This is a genomic window from Microvirga aerophila (genome assembly GCF_003332305.1).
Lineage (GTDB): Bacteria > Pseudomonadota > Alphaproteobacteria > Rhizobiales > Beijerinckiaceae > Microvirga > Microvirga aerophila.
Genome location: NZ_QOIO01000008.1, coordinates 71,415 through 87,398 on the forward strand (window position 1 = coordinate 71,415; position 15,984 = coordinate 87,398).

Genomic DNA, 15,984 nt, shown 5'->3' on the forward strand with positions numbered 1-15,984 from the left:
ACTGACGATACCGATCTGTATCGGATACAAGGTAAATATACAGACCTGTATCGTTTTGCAATCTGCTTCTGTGAGCATAGCTGCATGTACTCACTTGCAATTCTGCCGTTATGTCGCGACAGACTTGTATTTATCCGAATTTGCCGCTAAATAAAGATACAGACCTGTTACGTATGTGAGGGTGTCATGCGCCGTTCTGAAATCCGGGATCACCTGCTCGAGACTGCACTCCGGCTGTTCAACCAGCACGGCTATACCGCGACGGGCGTCGACCTGATCATTGCCGAGGCCGGGGTTGCCAAGACGACCCTGTACCGGCACTTCGACACCAAGGAGGATCTGATCTTGGCGGCTCTCGAGCGGCAGGACGAGCAGGCCCGTGATGCCATGCGGGCCTTTGTCGAGCAGCGGACGAGCGATCCGGTCGGGCGCCTGCTGGCGACGTTCGACTGCCTCGAGGCCTGGTTCCGGGATGAGAGGTTCCGCGGCTGCCCGTTCGTGAGTGCGGCCGGGGAGCATAAGGACACCGCCAATCCGGTGTTCCGCGCGGCCGCGCTGCACAAGCGCCTGACGCTGGCGTATTTCGAGGAACTCGCTCACGCGGCGCGGTTTGCTGAGCCGAAGCGGATCGCAGCCGAGATCAACGTGCTGCACGAGGGAGCGACCGCCGTGGCCCAAATGACCCGCACCGCCGAGCCCGCCCGGCAGGCCAAGCGCATGGCGGCCCAGCTGCTCGCCGCGGAAGGCGAGGGCGCCGAACACTCTCCTCTCGCACCGTCAGCCCGAAGAGAAGACACCAGCCGGCGAGCCCAGGCGTCCTGAGGCTTGCCAGTGATCAGCCAATGCCGATCACGAGCAGTCAGATATGGGAGAGAAGGTTCCCGGAGAAGGCGTTACCCGCCTGCCTCGAGAGTGAACCCGGCCTTGAGCACGACCTGGTAATGGCGAACCTCACCGTTCTCAACGTGGCCTCGGGTCTGGACGACCTCAAACCAGCGCAGGTTCCTGAGTGTCTGGTCCGCCCGTTTGATGGCCGTCTGGATGGCATCCTCGATGCTGTCGGCCGAGGAGCCTACGAGCTCAACCACCTTGTAGACATGATCACTCATCGGACACTCCCGTTGGTTCCACCCAACCGGATCTAGCGTGTCGCATCCATCTGTCGATCCGGACAGGCGACGACGGCCGACGTCAGTGCAGGAACACCAGCCAACCCATCAGGGCTGGAGGTGCGACGATGCCGAAGACAAACGATGCAATGCGCGAAATCATAACAGACTGCCTCACTGCACGTCCTTGGTCATCGCGTGCACGCTGGTCATTACTGGGCTGTGCTTTGGCCCGCTGTGTGGTTGCGCACGAGCCCGCACGAAACCTCATCACCGGCGTCAGGTTTGGTCATCCTCAACAGGCCATCAAAATAGAGGATCGATCGCCACCAGCGTTGAGGCCGTCGCGACGATGTTGAGCAGGACCACCATCGCGGCGATGAGGGACGGCATACCGTGTTGGCGGGGATGTTCGAGCTGGTTCAACAGATGCTGCTTGGCGTATGTCATGATCTAGTCCCTGCCACGCCAGCCAGCTACATCAGATGCCGTGTATCTGGCGGCGGGCTTGGAGATCTGGTCGTGGGTCTGTCGCAACGCCTCGAACGCCTGCCTGTTGGCACGACCTTCAGCAATGGCCCGCTCCCAGCGGCCATCGCGCATCATGGCTTCAACCTGCAGATTGACACGGTCGCGATCGGTACCACCGCCCATTTCCGCCAGGGCTACGCCTGGGATAACGAGGAGGGGCAGGGTCAAAAGAAGCTTTCTCAACATCTTGCTCTCCATAGGGCCGGGGTTGCCGGCGCCTGAGGGATGGTGCAATCGGCTCTTGCCGAGTGCGATGGGGAGGATCTTGCCGCTGGCCTGGGCTACAAGACAGAACCAAGACTGAGCGATAAGCGTGCACTATCGTCCCATCGGACGCGCCGAGGTGGTGCGTGTGGCATGGTCCGTACAAATTTTCCTACAGCCAGAGACCTGAAAATCAGGCACAATGTTCCTGTCCTTGATTGAAGGCTGCTCGATAACGTGGCCGAGGAAACCATCGATGGCATGGATGCCCCGCCGCCTTTGCAGTCGCTGGATCTGTCGGCACTGCCCTGTGTGAAGGGAGGTGAACCCAATGAGCCCACTGCCTTTCAGCATCGATCGAGACGCCAAAGCATCGCTCTCCTCCCAGATCTACACGGGCCTTCGCAACGCCATCCACCAGGGGACCCTCACCCAGGGCGCCCGGTTGCCATCCTGGCGCGACCTTGCGGTTCAAATGGGGGTGTCGCGGGGCACGGTTCGGGTCGTCTATGAGCGCCTGCTTGATGAGCAGCTTCTCGTTTCCCGCGGGGCCAGCGGCACATGGGTTTCAGAGGCTCCGATTGCCCCGCCTGCGTCACCGGCACGGTCGATCAGTCACCCCTTCCCCGACTTTTGGCCAGACTTCAGCACTCGCCCTGCGACCTTCCAGATGGGCGTGCCCGCGCAGGATGCCTTCCCATTTAAGCTCTGGACCCGCATGATGCTCCGGAACGCCCGGACGGCGGCCCTGCAGCCGGTCAGCTACCCGGATCCGCGGGGCGCTCCCACGCTCCGGCACGAGATCGCCTCGTACCTGGCGATTGCCCGCGGCCTGCAGTGCACGGCCGATCAGGTGCTGGTGACGGGGGGATTTTCCGTCGCCCTCGGCATCGCTGCGAGAGCCCTGAAGCTGGAGGGGGCCAACACCTGGTTTGAGGATCCCGGATTCCCCCTAACGCGGAGGGCGCTCGAGATCGCCGGTTTGACCATCGTGCCGGTGCCGGTGGATGGAGAAGGTCTTGACGTCCGGCAGGGCATGGCGATCTCGCAGCACGCCGCACTCGCTGTTGTCACACCGGGCCAGCAGGCCCCGCTCGGAATGACCATGACGCTTCCCCGGCGCAGAGCGTTGCTCGATTGGGCCGCACGCCAGAACGCCTACATCATTGAAGATGACTATATGGGCGAACTGCAGCTGCAGGGGCGGGCCGCGCCGGCACTGGCCTCTTTCGACCGCGCCGGCCGGGTGCTGCATATCGGCACGTTCAGCAAGACGATCAGCCCGTCTCTGCGTCTGGCCTTCATGGTGGTTCCACCCGATCTGGCGCTGACATTTGCGGAAACAGCTGCCTGCCTTGCTCCCGCACCCAATGTCGCGGCCCAGCACACCGTCGCCGAGTTTATTCGCGAAGGACACTATCTGCGTCACCTGAGAAAGATGAAGCGCCTTTATGCCGCCCGTCAGCAGAGGCTGGCCGACACGCTCCGCGAGCTGGTGCCATCAGGCTATGGTGTGGATGCCCATGGCGGCTTTGCCGTGCGTCTCATCCTTCCTGATCACTATGATGATGTCGCAGTCTCGGAACGAGCCCTGCAATATGGCATGGCGCCCGTGCCTCTATCACCCTGGTACCTGTCGGCGCCGGCGCAACGAGGTCTGCTGCTGGGGGCCACGAACTATTCCGAGCGGACGCTGCGGAAAGACTGCTGTAAGCTCCTCGAACTTGTCCAAGCAAGCTAGATGTACTGATGCGATGATGGCTATACGCCCTTTCGCGGATCTCAGGTCTGCTCATAGATCAATGGCTAGATCAGACATCGAGATGCCGCTTTCTATATCATCAATGAAGGGTATTCGAACACTCGTCTTCCCATGTCATTTTCACGTTATTGGCGAACTCGTCCGTATTCTCAGTCATGTAAATTGCTGTAATTGGTCCATCCAAGATCTCAAGCATGGTGGCTTGCAGGATATCGTCGCGCTCAACGCTCAGATAGCCTGGTCTTCCCTCGAACCAGATAGGCCGAATGAATATGGATGGATGATCGGCTGATTGGCGATAGAATTCGCCTAACAGGGAGACGACGCGGTCAAGACCAGCCATAAGACCGGGAGAAGAAAGCGGCTCACCACCAACATCCATCGTCATGGTTACATCGAATGCCAGCATTGAGCGGAGTGACTCGAGGTCACCGGCCGTTGATGCCGCGAAGAATGCCCGCGCGATGCGATCGCCGTCCTCTCGACCTGCTTGGTCATGCGAGTGGGCTCGTCGCACCTGTCGCCGGGCTCGAGATGCGAGTTCATGCACTTCTGCGGGATCACGATGAATCGTAGCCGCGACTTCCTCGACCGGAACGCCGAATACATCGTGGAGCAGGAAGGTGGTGCGTTCCAGAGCCGAGCGTTGCTCGAGAGCAAGCATGAATGACAGTGTCAACTCATCGAGCCCCAGGCCCCCATCATACGACCCATTGATGGAGTTCGACAGCTTTGGGGCAACACCCTGCTTGGGACGAGACTTCAGCGTTTCAAGGCAAAGCGTGACCACCAAGCGGTGGAGGTAGGCTGCCGGGGCCTGGATTTCGACTGACTTAAGGCGCTGCCATCTCCGCGATACCTCGTGCACAACACTCTCGGCCTCCTTCAACGAGCCGACGATTTGGTAAGCGAGGCGTGTCAGCTGGGGCCGCAGCCTGTCGAACTGCCCTGTTGCGCCCTTACGCGATGTCATGGCCTTACCCATCTCAAGCTATTGCTTCCGCTATTGCCAGAAGCCGAAACGATCAGTTGCTCATCCGTGCGCGCCCCTAGTCCCACGCCCCAATCATCTGCTTTTCACGCTGTTCGATCGAGCGGACGACTGGATCAGGGGCATGCTCGGCCAGGAATTTATCGGCTTCCAGGGCCGCCATGCTCCCCATTCCGGCGGAGCTGATGGCCTGCCTGAACACCGGGTCGATCACATCGCCGGCCGCCATGCACCCGGGAATGGAGGTTTTCGTCGACCAGGAGCCAACTTTGATGTAGCCGGCCTCATCTATATCGAGCTGACCACGAAACAGCTTGGTCGCGGGATCATGGCCAATGGCGACGAAAAGACCATCCGTGGAGAGTGCTTTCGTCACGCCCGTGTTCACGTCACGGATCCGAACGCCGGTCACCGCCTTCATCGGCTCCTGTTTGCCAAGGACCTCGTCGATGACGTGATTCCAAATCACCTCGACATTCGGCTTGGCCAGGAGACGATCCTGAAGGATGGGCTCTGCCCGGAGGCGATCACGGCGATGGATGATCGTGACCTTGGACGCAAGGTTCGACAGGTAGAGCGCTTCCTCGGCGGCTGTGTTACCACCACCGACCACCACAACTTCTTTGTTGCGATAGAAGAAGCCGTCACAGGTCGCGCAAGCTGAGACTCCGTACCCGTTGAAGATCTCTTCCGAGGGCAATCTGAGCCACCGAGCTTGGGCTCCTGTTGCGATGATGAGGGCGTCAGCGATGTACGTGTCGCCGGAGTCCCCTTGGGCGTGGAACGGGCGCCTGGAGAGATCAACGGAGGTGATGGTGTCGTACACCAGAGCGGTGCCGACATTCTCCGCCTGCTGCCGCATCTGCTCCATCAGCCATGGCCCTTGAACAGGCGCCGCGAACCCAGGGTAGTTCTCAACATCCGTCGTGATGGTGAGCTGGCCGCCCGGCTGAATGCCGGTCACAAGAAGCGGCTTGCGGTTGGCCCGAGCCGCGTAGATGGCGGCGGTGTAGCCGGCCGGTCCGGCCCCGATGATCAGGACCTCGGTGCGATGTGTGGTCATAGAGTGATCTCAACAATCATAAAATGAGGTCAGATAAATGCACCCGTTGGAAGGCACGGGAGCCGCTGCTGCATGCGAGACTCTACGCCGCGGTATCGATCTCGTATCGGGAGATCCCGAGGTCATCTAGCTCACGGTCGGAGAAATGCGACAGATCACGGACGGACGCACGGTACTGCTGATAGGCATGGATCCTGGAAAGAAGAAAAGCGACGAGCATGGGAATTCTCCTAAAACGGAAGCAATGATTGCTTCTGATGGTGGCGATCCTGCCATCGCGCTGGACCACAAAACAGGCCTAAGACTGAGCGAAAGAACTGTACCATCGCCTGCTTAATCGCAGCGTATCCGCCTCGTGCTCAACCTCGGTGTCCTCGCGCCATGGCATCAGGAATTGGAGGTTCTGACCTTCGTCACGATATGTGAGCGAGCCTCAAGCGTCCGATGGACTGGGCACTTGTCGGCGATCTCCGCGATCTTCTCCGTCACCGCAGGCCCGGGATCCGTCTCGAAGGTGATCCGGCGCTCGAACTGATCGATCTTGCCGTTGCGTCCTTCTCCGCAGTTGACACAGTCTTCAGCATGAACCTTGGCGTGCCGCACCTCGACCGTGAACGGCGGAAGCTGCCAGCCCTTGCGCTCGGCATACAGCTGAAGCGTCATCGAGGTGCAGGCGCCGAGCCCCGCCGCCACGAAGTCGTAAGGACTGGGGCCACTGTCCAACCCGCCATAGCTCTCCGGCTCATCGGCCAGCAGGCGGTGACGCCCGGCCTCAACGACCTGCTGAAAGCGGCCTTCACCCGACGCACGGACAAGGACGCCGTCGTGATCGGCAGCCGGCTCTGCACGCGACGGCTTGGGCAGATATTTGCCGAACCAGGCGCTGACGACCTCGGCGACGAAGGTCGCATCCTCGTGCCGGGTCAGGAGATGGTCGGCGCCGTCCAGGGAGAGAAAGCTCTTCGGGTGCCGGGCGGCCGCAAAGATTTGCCTTGCATTCTCGATCCCAACGATCTCGTCGCCAGGAGTGTGCAGGACGAGCAGGGGCCGGCCGAGATTGTGGATCTTGGCTTCGAGATGCTGCCCCCGTACGTCGTCGAGGAACTGCCGTTGGATCGTGAAGCGACGTCCGGCGAGCTCCACCTCGGCCTCGCCGTGGCTTTCGATAGCGGGCACATGCGTGCGGAAGTTGTGGATCACGTGCTCCGTATCAGCTGGAGCCCCGATCGTCACCACCGCCCGCACCTCAGGCAGGTCCGCAGCCACCGCCAGGACAGCAGCGCCTCCGAGAGAGTGGCCGATCAGGAGTTCGGCGGGACCGAAATGGCTGGCGAGGTACTGGGCGGCCCGCCGGAGGTCCTCCACATTCGACGAGAAGTTGCTGTTGGCGAACTCGCCGCCCGACGCCCCAAGGCCGGTGAAGTCAAACCGCAGTACCGCGATACCCCGCATGGCGAGTTCGGACGCGATCCGCCGGGAGGCGAAGAGGTCTTTCGAGCAGGTGAAGCAATGGGCGAAGATCGCGTAGGACCGGATCAGGCCAAGCGGGAGTTCGAGCCGGGCGGCAAGCGGATCACCGCTTGAGCCGGGAAATTCTACCTTAACGCTTTGCATTTTGATCTCCTGGCGCCGGCTGTGACTCCAGCCCATACCCCGGCGTCGGTGTTGAACGGGGCCGCTGTCCAGAACGCATCAGCGCAGAAACAACGGTAGATAAAGCAGGATGATTGCAGCGATCAGCGTGAGCACAGCGGCAATCGTTGCGCTCAGGGAGCTTTGGACACTGTAATGATCCATCGCTCGTCTGACCTACAGACACCCGATGCAAATCGTTCGGATAGCCTTGGCGCTTAGTGTCTGGGCCTGTCGTTCGATCTCGGATTGAGGACCGATTTTCGCGGTGCCTGGATTGGGAACGGTCGCGCCAGTCCGAGCGAAACTGCGGCCGCTTCGATCCGCCTCTATCGACTGGGTGGATGGCGGCATGCGCTGGCTGTAGGCCAGAGACTGCGCCTGAGCCGTTGCGGCAAAGCCCGTCACGGCGGCGGCGACACTGGCGGCGCGAAGACTCCGGTTCAGACGATCGAGCGTAACAATTGACTTCATGATGAGCTCTCCCGCTTTCGACAGAGAGGTGACCGATCATCGGTATGTTCCGTGCTTTAGTTGCACCCAATCGATACCGATTTGTATTGATAGAAAAGTAAGTATACAGATCTGTATCGTTTTGCAAGACTCAGGCATTAAACTTTTCGTGAACGAGAGGATGGAGCCATGAAGGAACTTCTATAAACTAGCCGCACTGAGCTGGAGAGAGGTAGTTCCAGCCGGAAGCATAGGCATATCGATACAGAGCTGTTCCGCATGAGGATGTCACCCCCTGTCTTGCCGGAAGGCGTCATGCTCTGGTTCGTCACTGTGAGGGGCTGCGCTCGCAGGGGCTGAACCCGTCGGGGGAAGAACTTGCTCCGATGAGCCACTCCGACCCAGTGAATTGAACACACAACGGCGCGGCGGTTCAGGTGGATCACCGTCTGGCACAGCTCATGGCTGTGCCGGAATTCCTGAGACATCACGTATAATCAGGAACGGATCTTGCGCTGGCCTGGAGAGCCGGCGATTACGGTCGAATTCCGATGCCAGATCGTCGATCATAGCGGGTGTCCGGCACCCTCCCGAACGAAAGGCACTCAACATGAGTAGCCCGCCCAAGCCGATCGGTTCCTCGCTCGACCGCGTGGCGATACCCTGCGCAATGCCGATTGCATCGGCGGATGCCGCCTGACGGTCGACCGATGGCAACCCTCTCCATCCTGACCGCCTTAGCTGCGATCGGCCTCATGGGATTCGCGATCCAGCGCGGCGGGACCTGCACCGTCGCTGCGATAGAAGAAATTGTCGCTGAGCGGCGGTTCGGGCGCCTAGGCGCATTGATCGAGGCATCGCTCTGGGTCGGCGGCGGCCTCGTGCTGCTGAATACGGCCGGCCTACTCCCGGTGATGCCGGCCGGTTATGCAGCCGGCTTCGCCACCGTTGCCGGCGGCATGCTGCTCGGCATCGGTGCCTTCGTCAACCGCACCTGCGCGATTGGCACGATCGCGAGGCTCGGCTCGGGCGAGTGGGCCTATCTCGCCACGCCGGTCGGCTTCTTTCTCGGTAGCCTGGCGGTTCTCCACCTGCCTGCCCCTGCGCCATTGGCTGAAACGTCGAGCGTGCTGGAGGCATCCGCCTGGCTCGCGATCCTCTGCCTTGTGCTTATCGCCGTTCGGCTGTTCACCCATGGCCGGGCGATCCGGCGCAAGGGCATCACGCCGCTCGGCCATATCTGGTCACCGCATGTTGCGACAACGATCATCGGAATCACCTTTCTCACGGCGTCCCTGACAGTGGGGAGTTGGACCTATACCGAGACGCTCGCCGGGATGGCACACGGCATGACAGCCGACCTGGCACCCAGACTGCTGCTGTTTGCCGCGCTGCTGGCAGGCGCGCTGCTCGGTGGCTGGACGGGAGGACGGGTCAGGCACGTCATGCCGAACGCAGCAAGCGTCGGGCGTTGCCTTGCGGGTGGTACGCTGATGGGGGCCGGCGGTGCCCTGGTCCCCGGCGGCAACGACGCGCTGATCCTGGTCGGCATGCCGCTGCTCTGGCCCTATGCCTGGCTCGCATTTGCCAGCATGTGCTGCGCGATCTATCTCGCGATCCGGCTTGCACGCCTAGCAATGCGGTGACCACCATCCCCTCCATGTCAGACGGGAATTCCGTGAGTGGGTATGATACCTGCAATAGGCTCCCGTGGCTCTAAGTCCAGGATCCCGATCAGTCCAAATGAATTCAAGTCACCTCATATCCACTGAGGTCGATCGACACGAGTGTGCGTGAGTGGTCCGGCTGGCGGTTTGCGAGGCGCGGGTGAGCGCGTCTTCGGGTGGGGAACATGAACCCCCCGAGCTCCCTGACATCGTAGATGTACTGCGCAGCAAGGAGGCCGCCGGAAACGTCCACCTGATAGTCGTGACGGCGGAGCAGAAAATCGGGGCCGACATAGAAGTCCTGCACGCGGCAGTGGCTGGCGATCTCGGAGGGAAACGTCGCGCGCAGGACCCGCCAGGTTTCATCTTCCTCCTGCCAGGGCTCGGCTTCCTCAACCTGAAAGCCGGGCATCGCCAGAAGGAATGGAGTCGTGAGATACGTCCAAAGGGCATAGCCGTTGAAATAGGCCAGGTGTAATGGGTCCCATGGGGTCTCAAGCCCATGACCCGCAAATGCCGACTTAGGATCGTCTCTCTCAGCAACAATCGATTTGTCCCTGGCCTCAATCACAACCCGGTTGGGGCGGAATGTCATTTGCCAGTCCGGATTGCCAAACGGCGCAAGGGTTGCCCATTCCCGCTGTATCCCGGCTGTTGCCCGGCGACGAATGTCGTCGGTGGTGATACCCTTCGTCGCCCAGAAGTCACCTCCTGTCACCACTGTTGTGCTGACCTCGTTGAAGGTGCTCCACCGATCCGATCCGCCGTGTGCGGCGAGGACACGCTCGAGTAAGTCATGCATCCCATCTCTCCTTCCAGCGTTCTCGCTCCCAAGTGAGAGGGACCACGGGCCACATTATGAAAGATGAGCTGCCGAGTTGATCCCTGCGTCGCTGTTGCTAGCTGAGGTCGTGTCTCCAACTATTCGCAACGATCGCAGTTTATCGGCGGATAAAGGCAGCAACGGGACTTGTTCCCGTTGGGGTACTGGCACATCAAGCGACTAGAGGCAGCTTTGGCCGAGAAAGACAGCGGGTCAGGTCATCGAACCCGCATAATCAGCCCTCCAAGCGGCCGTAAGGATACTTGAAGCTTGTTGATGTGATCTTGCTGTCTTGAGGACATCGAAGCAACGACACAGAGGCTGGATGATACGGGGAGGACAGGCGAGTTACACTTGGAACTCGATATCCTGTCTGTGTGATAGTGCCCCCATTTCGTGGCGTGCCTGCTCCTGCACCTCCGCGAGTTTGGCACGGAGATCCGCCTCACTGATCATCTTGCCAAACGCTAGCAGATCTCCGTGGACCTTTCGGAGAATATCCAGATCACTGGGCTCCTCCAGGTCGGCATGCACGACACTGGCGATATAATCGAGCATCTCGCAGCTGAGCATGCCGAGTTGCTCCCCAGCCCAGAAGCCGAAAAGCCGGTTTCGCCGGAGGACGACTTTGTACCTCTGAACCCTGTCGGGATCGAACCTGAAGATGTCTTTGACTTGCTCGTCGCTATTCATCACGGCACCTGTTTCATTTTCTAAGGCATGGGCTCAATATGAAGGTGACATTTGACAAAGCGACAACTTCATCAGGTTTTGTCAGTATGCCCTGCTTGTAGGCGCTGCACGTCCTGTCATGAGTCCTGCAGCTCGCAACCCGAGTAGCGAGCGCAATGAGATCGTCGCATCGCCACCATCATGGCGCCGCCCCATTTGCGGACCTTGATTTTTGTATTCCACTCGGGTGTGGCGCGACCGTCTGCTCTCGCAATTAGCGTTTCAGTCACGTGGTCCGTCGGCCTTGATTGTTCACCGGGTGTCCGCGGCCAGAACGATCTTTCCCTTCGGCACCGATCGTATGCCGTCCAACATGAGATGAGCCTCATGGGCATCCGCAAGAGGGATGACTGCTCCCACCCGCGTCCTCAGCTCGCCGCTGTCAATCAGGCCTGCGATCTCCGTCAGGTGCTTGGTCGTGACATTGACCAGGAAGAAGGCCGCATCAACGCCGTGGCTCTTGGCCAAGTCCTGATCCGGCTGGGACACGGCCGAAATCAGCTTGCCGCCCTGCCGCAGGACCTGGAACGAGCGCTGTTGCGTGTCACCACCGACGAGATCGAGGGCGGCGTCGACATTCAAAGCCACGTCCTCGAAGCGCTGGGTCTGGTAGTCGACCACCGCGTCTGCGCCGAGCTCACGAATATAGGCGAGATCCTCCGTGGCTGCCGTCGCGATGATCCGGATGCCAGCACGCCTGGCAATCTGCACCGCATAGGCGCCGACGTTCCCGGCGGCCCCATGGATCAGAACGGTCTGGCCGGCCTCGAGCTGAGCCTGGTCGAACAGTCCCTGCCAAGCCGTCACAGCGATGACCGGTACGGAGGCTGCTTCGACGTAAGCAATCGAGGTCGGTTTCCTCGCAATCATCGCCGCGGAGGCCAGGGCATATTCGGCATAGGCGCCGATGAACCGCGGGTGCGTGACGCCATAGACTTGATCGCCGACACGCCAATCAGCGACATCTGGCCCGACGGCCTGGACTTCACCTGACAGATCAGAGCCCAAGGTAAGGGGGAGGGGCTGCGGCAGGGCGCTCCTCCCCGCCCGGATCCAACTGTCCCATGGGCCGACCCCGGCGGCGCGGCCTTTCACAAGGACCTCGCCTGGGCCGGGAATGGGCACAGGAACGCGCTCAAACTGCATGGTCTCTGGAGGCCCGAACTCATGCACACGCCAGGCCATCATGGATGACGGTGTTGGGTCCTGACGGGCGTCATGGCTGATGCTGTTGGTGCTCATCGGAATCTCCTTGCATCGGGCGCGTTCCTGCAGGGCTCACGCGGCTGCAGCTGTGGTTGCGGCGAGGGGTGGCACACGGAAGCTGATCGCCAGGCGGTTGAAGGCGTTCATCAGGCCGATGGCGATCGTCAGGTCGGCCAGCTGCTTTTCGCCGAATGTGGCCCGGGCCGCGGCATAAGCCTCCTCGGGCACATGCGTGTCGCTCACCCGGGTGACCACCTCGGCCCACTTGAGCGCTGCCTTTTCCTGGTCGCTGAACAGGGACCCGGCTTCGTCAGAGGCCGAGACGAGCACAAGCTTCTCCACCGGCACCTCCGCCTTGAGCAGGTCGCGGCTGTGCATGTCGATGCAATAGGCACAGCCGTTGATCTGCGAGACCCGCAGGTAGACAAGCTCGATCAGGATGGCCGGCAAGCCGCTCTGGGCCACATAGCTGTAGACGGAGCCGAGGGCCTTCATGCCGCCCGGGGCAGCGGCCGCGTAGTTCATGCGCTGGGTCATGGTCGGCTCCTTACTTATGCTCTGGTGTGACCAGGGTTTCTCCGGGATCGCCAACGAAGACGGCGAGCAGCTTTGCCGGTTCGGTAGCGCTGGCGTTCTCGCTGATCTTGTGGTGCGAGCCCGGATTCTCGTACCAGCCCTCGCCGGCCTGGTAGACCTTGGCGGGCTCATCACCCACCTGGCTGCGGATGGCGCCGGAGAGCACATGCGCATAGATGAAAGCGGACTTGGGATGGAAGTGCGACGGCGACTTGCCGCCCGGAGCATAGGTCACCTCAAGGGCGGTCAGGGTCTTGCCCGGAATGTTCGGGATGGCCCGCTCGAAGACGGGATTTACCGTCTCGCCTGGCCCGTGGGCGGACACGGTCGTACTGGCGAGGGCAATTGCGATACCGGTTGCGCCGATGACACAGGTTAGCTTGATCATTCTCATGGTCTTGTCCTCAGGTTGGGATCAGGAATGCAGCGATCTTGCCGCCGTCATGGGTTGCAAAACAGGCCCAAGAACGAGCGAAAAGACTGCACCATCGGCCGACAACTGGATCGGTGGCACGGCGGAGGGATCACAATGAACATGTGGTATGCCTCCCGCAGGGAATGACGGAAGCTTTTCTCGCAAAGCTCCGGTTGGGTATTGTGATGAGTCTCCGGACGTTGCGGAGGCGTTCACCACTCCCGTCGGCACTGGGTTCGGCAACCCGACAACCCGAACCGTGGCCGTGCTGTTTGGGATGCCCCAAGCGGAAGCCATGACAGAGCGCTTGCCGTGGAACGGTGCCAAAGCCTTGGGTCATTGACGCAGTGCATCGTCAAGAACATCATCTCTGACCCGAAAACAACAAACCCAATATTCTCCCGCCTTGAATGGGAAATTTGGAAGACATCGACCAGGAGGCTGGAGAGGGGGGTTCCCATGGGCAGCGGCAGGAACGAACGGGCGATCGTCTTCGGCGTTGGGTCAGGCCTGGGTCTGGCGCTCGTGCGACGGCTCGCGGGCGAGGGCATGGCAGTCGCCATGGCGGCACGTGACGTCGCGAAGCTGGAGGGCCTGCGCGACGCGGCGGGGCTGCAGGGCGTGACCGCCCATGCCTGCGACGTGACCAAGGGGGACGAGGTCACCGCCGTATTCGACGCCGTGGGTGCCGCGCCGGATCTCGTCGTGTTCAACGCCAGCACGTTCGAGCCAGGCAGCATCCTCGACATTGATCCCGCCGTTTTCGAGCGGTGCTGGCGCACCGACTGCTTGGGCGGCTTCCATGTCGGCCAACAGGCGGCCCGGCGCATGGTGCCGGAAGGGCGGGGCACGATCCTTTTCACCGGCGCGACCGCAAGTCGGCGCGCCAGCGCGGGCTTTGCCGCTTTCGCAGTCCCGAAATTCGGCCTCCGGGCGCTTGCCCAGAGCATGGCGCGAGAGCTGGGGGCGCAGGGCATCCATGTTGGCCATGTGGTGATCGACGGCCAGATCGCGACGCCCACCGCGCGTGAACGCCAGCCGGACCGCGATCCAAACACGATGCTTGACCCCGACGGGCTTGCGGAGACTTATCTGCACCTTCACCGCCAGCCGCGCACCGTCTGGACTCTGGAGCTCGACGTCCGGCCTGCGGTCGAGAAATTCTGATCATTTTGAAGAATCCGGCAGGCTAGCGAAAACGAAGGTTCAGTCCACCTTGTCTAACCCGTGCAAGCTTGGCCTTGTTTATCCCGAACTTCAGCCAGCCTCGGGAATGCGTGCGATGACCTCGATCTCGAAATCGAAGCCCGCGAGCCAAGTGGCGCCGACCGCGGTCCAGTTCGGATAGGGCGCATCGCCGATCACCTTGGCGCGAACGGCCTTGACCATTTCGAACTGCTTTGCCTGGTAGGTGGTGACGTCCACCACATCGTCGAACGTGCAGCCGGCTGCCGCCAGGACCACGTTCAGATTGTCGAAAGCAAGTTGGACCTGGCGTTCGAAATCCGGCTCGGGCGACCCGTCCTCGCGGCTGCCGGCCTGGCCCGAGACGAACAGCAGGTCGCCCGAGCGGATCGCTGCAGAATAGCGGTTCATGTCGTACAGCGCCTGCCCGCCGGCAGGGAAAATGGCATCACGCTTGGCCATCGTCTTCACTCCTCTCATGGCATTCTGCCGTGGCACGGCTCAGGCCGCGGCGGCTGTTTTGTCGAGGGTTGGATAGTCGGTATAGCCGCGGGCGTCGCCGCCATAGAACGTCGTCGGATCGGGCTCGTTCAACGGCACACCGAGCCGGTACCGCTCGATGAAATCCGGATTGGCCAATGCCCAGCGTGCCACCGCCGCGACGTCGGCACGTCCGGCCTCGACATCGTCCGCTGCCTTCGCGAGCGGGCGATTGTCCCGCGTGACCAGCAAAGGGTTCGGCCAGAGCCGCCGGATCTCGGCGAGCAGGTCCTCGTCCCCGCTATGGGCGACATGGAGGTAGGCGAGGTTTAGCTCGGCCAAGGCTGGCACCAGATAGCGGTAGAGAGCGGCGCTGTCCGGCCCTTCGTCGATTCCGCCAAACATCGATCCCGGCGAGAGACGAATGCCGGTGCGCTCCGGCCCGATCGCTTCCGCTACCGCTCGCGCCACCTCGATCGCGAAACGCGCCCGGTTTTCGATCCCGCCACCGTAGTGATCCGTTCTGACATTGGCATTGGGGGCAAAGAACTGCTGAACCAGGTAGCCGTTGGCGCCGTGGATTTCGACGCCGTCCGCGCCCGCGGCGATCGCCTGCCTTGCGGCATGGGCGAAGTCGCGCACCGTCGCGGCGATCTCCTCCGTGGAGAGCGCTCGCGGTTCGGGCATGTCGAGCATGCCGGCTGCCGTGAACATCTTCTGTCCCGACGCGACCGCCGAGGGGGCGACCGGCTGGCGGTGATGTGGCGTGTTGTCGGGATGCGACATCCGGCCGGTGTGCATTAGCTGAATGAAGAGGTGGCCGCCCTTGGCGTGCACCGCCTCGGTGACGCGGCGCCAGCCGGCGACATGCGCGTCGGTGTAGATGCCGGGCGTGGTCAGATAGCCCTGCCCATCATCCGACGGCTGCGTGGCTTCGGCGATCAGCAGGCCGAAGGCGGCGCGCTGGGCATAGTACTCGGCCGCGAGGTCGCCTGGCGTGCCATCCGGCCTGGCGCGGCTGCGGGTCATAGGCGCCATCGCGAAGCGGTGCTTGAGCGTCATGTTGCCGATGCGGATCGGGTCCCAGATGCTTGTCATGAATCGTCTCCTTGCGTACCGGCGGGGCCGATGACGCTCGTGGGCTTGATCATCCTC

Annotated in this window: 19 protein-coding genes; 4 read left to right on the forward strand and 15 right to left on the reverse strand. The window is 61.6% G+C overall.

Annotated features, from left to right (window positions below):
• Positions 1-186 precede the first annotated feature (186 nt).
• Positions 187-822 (forward strand): TetR/AcrR family transcriptional regulator, encoded by a 636-nt coding sequence (locus tag DRB19_RS06090; protein WP_114185142.1) that lies wholly within the window; start codon positions 187-189, stop codon positions 820-822.
• A 71-nt stretch (positions 823-893) separates the two neighbouring features.
• Here the strand turns inward: DRB19_RS06090 and DRB19_RS06095 are convergent, their stop codons facing one another.
• The 3 genes from DRB19_RS06095 to DRB19_RS29785 all read right to left on the reverse strand — a co-directional run bounded on the left by DRB19_RS06095 (position 894) and on the right by DRB19_RS29785 (position 1,826).
• Positions 894-1,109: a dodecin gene (locus tag DRB19_RS06095; protein ID WP_114185143.1), complete on the reverse strand. Its 216-nt coding sequence runs from the start codon at positions 1,107-1,109 to the stop codon at positions 894-896.
• 306 nt (positions 1,110-1,415) lie between these two features.
• The gene (locus DRB19_RS29780; RefSeq protein ID WP_162815602.1) at positions 1,416-1,559 is read right to left on the reverse strand and encodes a hypothetical protein; all 144 of its coding nucleotides are present in this window, start codon (positions 1,557-1,559) and stop codon (positions 1,416-1,418) included.
• 3 nt (positions 1,560-1,562) lie between these two features.
• Positions 1,563-1,826, reverse strand: a complete 264-nt coding sequence (locus tag DRB19_RS29785) for a hypothetical protein (RefSeq protein WP_147021672.1) — start codon at positions 1,824-1,826, stop codon at positions 1,563-1,565.
• A 349-nt stretch (positions 1,827-2,175) separates the two neighbouring features.
• On the opposite strand from DRB19_RS29785, the gene pdxR reads away from it, so the two are divergent.
• On the forward strand, positions 2,176-3,585 hold the full coding sequence (gene pdxR / locus DRB19_RS06105; RefSeq protein WP_114185145.1) for a MocR-like pyridoxine biosynthesis transcription factor PdxR: 1,410 nt from the start codon (positions 2,176-2,178) through the stop codon (positions 3,583-3,585).
• A 100-nt stretch (positions 3,586-3,685) separates the two neighbouring features.
• Here the strand turns inward: pdxR and DRB19_RS06110 are convergent, their stop codons facing one another.
• From DRB19_RS06110 to DRB19_RS06130, 5 genes are all read right to left on the reverse strand, one after another.
• The gene (locus DRB19_RS06110) at positions 3,686-4,579 is read right to left on the reverse strand and encodes a sigma-70 family RNA polymerase sigma factor family protein (protein WP_162815603.1); all 894 of its coding nucleotides are present in this window, start codon (positions 4,577-4,579) and stop codon (positions 3,686-3,688) included.
• Positions 4,580-4,655: 76 nt separating this feature from the next.
• Positions 4,656-5,660: a thioredoxin-disulfide reductase gene (gene trxB, locus DRB19_RS06115; RefSeq protein WP_114185147.1), complete on the reverse strand. Its 1,005-nt coding sequence runs from the start codon at positions 5,658-5,660 to the stop codon at positions 4,656-4,658.
• 82 nt (positions 5,661-5,742) lie between these two features.
• Positions 5,743-5,880: a DUF1127 domain-containing protein gene (locus DRB19_RS06120; RefSeq protein ID WP_114185148.1), complete on the reverse strand. Its 138-nt coding sequence runs from the start codon at positions 5,878-5,880 to the stop codon at positions 5,743-5,745.
• A gap of 167 nt (positions 5,881-6,047) precedes the next feature.
• On the reverse strand, positions 6,048-7,280 hold the full coding sequence (locus DRB19_RS06125) for a bifunctional alpha/beta hydrolase/OsmC family protein (protein ID WP_114185214.1): 1,233 nt from the start codon (positions 7,278-7,280) through the stop codon (positions 6,048-6,050).
• Positions 7,281-7,469: 189 nt separating this feature from the next.
• A complete protein-coding gene (locus tag DRB19_RS06130; protein ID WP_114185149.1) occupies positions 7,470-7,766 on the reverse strand; it encodes a hypothetical protein in 297 nt (98 codons plus the stop codon).
• Between the two features lie 689 nt (positions 7,767-8,455).
• On the opposite strand from DRB19_RS06130, the gene DRB19_RS06135 reads away from it, so the two are divergent.
• Positions 8,456-9,391, forward strand: coding sequence for a YeeE/YedE thiosulfate transporter family protein (locus DRB19_RS06135; protein WP_114185150.1), 936 nt, complete (start codon positions 8,456-8,458; stop codon positions 9,389-9,391).
• 103 nt (positions 9,392-9,494) lie between these two features.
• Here the strand turns inward: DRB19_RS06135 and DRB19_RS06140 are convergent, their stop codons facing one another.
• From DRB19_RS06140 to DRB19_RS06160, 5 genes are all read right to left on the reverse strand, one after another.
• Positions 9,495-10,214, reverse strand: coding sequence for a hypothetical protein (locus tag DRB19_RS06140; RefSeq protein ID WP_114185151.1), 720 nt, complete (start codon positions 10,212-10,214; stop codon positions 9,495-9,497).
• Between the two features lie 369 nt (positions 10,215-10,583).
• Positions 10,584-10,928 carry a DUF1476 domain-containing protein gene (locus tag DRB19_RS06145; protein ID WP_114185152.1) on the reverse strand — a complete coding sequence of 115 codons (345 nt, stop codon included), beginning with the start codon at positions 10,926-10,928 and terminating at the stop codon, positions 10,584-10,586.
• 291 nt (positions 10,929-11,219) lie between these two features.
• Complete coding sequence (locus DRB19_RS06150) at positions 11,220-12,209, reverse strand: NADP-dependent oxidoreductase (protein ID WP_245439297.1); 990 nt, start codon at positions 12,207-12,209, stop codon at positions 11,220-11,222.
• A gap of 36 nt (positions 12,210-12,245) precedes the next feature.
• Positions 12,246-12,710, reverse strand: a complete 465-nt coding sequence (locus tag DRB19_RS06155) for a carboxymuconolactone decarboxylase family protein (protein ID WP_114185153.1) — start codon at positions 12,708-12,710, stop codon at positions 12,246-12,248.
• Positions 12,711-12,720: 10 nt separating this feature from the next.
• Positions 12,721-13,134 carry a cupin domain-containing protein gene (locus DRB19_RS06160; RefSeq protein ID WP_210207445.1) on the reverse strand — a complete coding sequence of 138 codons (414 nt, stop codon included), beginning with the start codon at positions 13,132-13,134 and terminating at the stop codon, positions 12,721-12,723.
• A 342-nt stretch (positions 13,135-13,476) separates the two neighbouring features.
• Between DRB19_RS06160 and DRB19_RS06165 the strand changes: the two genes are divergently transcribed.
• Complete coding sequence (locus DRB19_RS06165) at positions 13,477-14,331, forward strand: SDR family NAD(P)-dependent oxidoreductase (RefSeq protein WP_308494261.1); 855 nt, start codon at positions 13,477-13,479, stop codon at positions 14,329-14,331.
• A gap of 90 nt (positions 14,332-14,421) precedes the next feature.
• Here the strand turns inward: DRB19_RS06165 and DRB19_RS06170 are convergent, their stop codons facing one another.
• Both DRB19_RS06170 and DRB19_RS06175 read right to left on the reverse strand, forming a co-directional pair.
• A complete protein-coding gene (locus DRB19_RS06170) occupies positions 14,422-14,811 on the reverse strand; it encodes a RidA family protein (RefSeq protein ID WP_114185156.1) in 390 nt (129 codons plus the stop codon).
• 39 nt (positions 14,812-14,850) lie between these two features.
• Positions 14,851-15,927: an alkene reductase gene (locus tag DRB19_RS06175; RefSeq protein WP_114185157.1), complete on the reverse strand. Its 1,077-nt coding sequence runs from the start codon at positions 15,925-15,927 to the stop codon at positions 14,851-14,853.
• Positions 15,928-15,984 lie beyond the last annotated feature (57 nt).

Excerpts from the sequence above, each read along its gene's own strand:
- DRB19_RS06090 (WP_114185142.1), top strand. The coding sequence starts at position 187 with ATGCGCCGTTCTGAAATCCGGGATCACCTGCTCGAGACTGCACTCCGG.
- DRB19_RS06095 (WP_114185143.1), bottom strand. The coding sequence starts at position 1,109 with ATGAGTGATCATGTCTACAAGGTGGTTGAGCTCGTAGGCTCCTCGGCC.
- DRB19_RS29780 (WP_162815602.1), bottom strand. The coding sequence starts at position 1,559 with ATGACATACGCCAAGCAGCATCTGTTGAACCAGCTCGAACATCCCCGC.
- DRB19_RS29785 (WP_147021672.1), bottom strand. The coding sequence starts at position 1,826 with ATGTTGAGAAAGCTTCTTTTGACCCTGCCCCTCCTCGTTATCCCAGGC.
- pdxR (WP_114185145.1), top strand. The coding sequence starts at position 2,176 with ATGAGCCCACTGCCTTTCAGCATCGATCGAGACGCCAAAGCATCGCTC.
- DRB19_RS06110 (WP_162815603.1), bottom strand. The coding sequence starts at position 4,579 with ATGACATCGCGTAAGGGCGCAACAGGGCAGTTCGACAGGCTGCGGCCC.
- trxB (WP_114185147.1), bottom strand. The coding sequence starts at position 5,660 with ATGACCACACATCGCACCGAGGTCCTGATCATCGGGGCCGGACCGGCC.
- DRB19_RS06120 (WP_114185148.1), bottom strand. The coding sequence starts at position 5,880 with ATGCTCGTCGCTTTTCTTCTTTCCAGGATCCATGCCTATCAGCAGTAC.
- DRB19_RS06130 (WP_114185149.1), bottom strand. The coding sequence starts at position 7,766 with ATGAAGTCAATTGTTACGCTCGATCGTCTGAACCGGAGTCTTCGCGCC.
- DRB19_RS06135 (WP_114185150.1), top strand. The coding sequence starts at position 8,456 with ATGGCAACCCTCTCCATCCTGACCGCCTTAGCTGCGATCGGCCTCATG.
- DRB19_RS06140 (WP_114185151.1), bottom strand. The coding sequence starts at position 10,214 with ATGCATGACTTACTCGAGCGTGTCCTCGCCGCACACGGCGGATCGGAT.
- DRB19_RS06145 (WP_114185152.1), bottom strand. The coding sequence starts at position 10,928 with ATGAATAGCGACGAGCAAGTCAAAGACATCTTCAGGTTCGATCCCGAC.
- DRB19_RS06150 (WP_245439297.1), bottom strand. The coding sequence starts at position 12,209 with ATGAGCACCAACAGCATCAGCCATGACGCCCGTCAGGACCCAACACCG.
- DRB19_RS06155 (WP_114185153.1), bottom strand. The coding sequence starts at position 12,710 with ATGACCCAGCGCATGAACTACGCGGCCGCTGCCCCGGGCGGCATGAAG.
- DRB19_RS06170 (WP_114185156.1), bottom strand. The coding sequence starts at position 14,811 with ATGGCCAAGCGTGATGCCATTTTCCCTGCCGGCGGGCAGGCGCTGTAC.
- DRB19_RS06175 (WP_114185157.1), bottom strand. The coding sequence starts at position 15,927 with ATGACAAGCATCTGGGACCCGATCCGCATCGGCAACATGACGCTCAAG.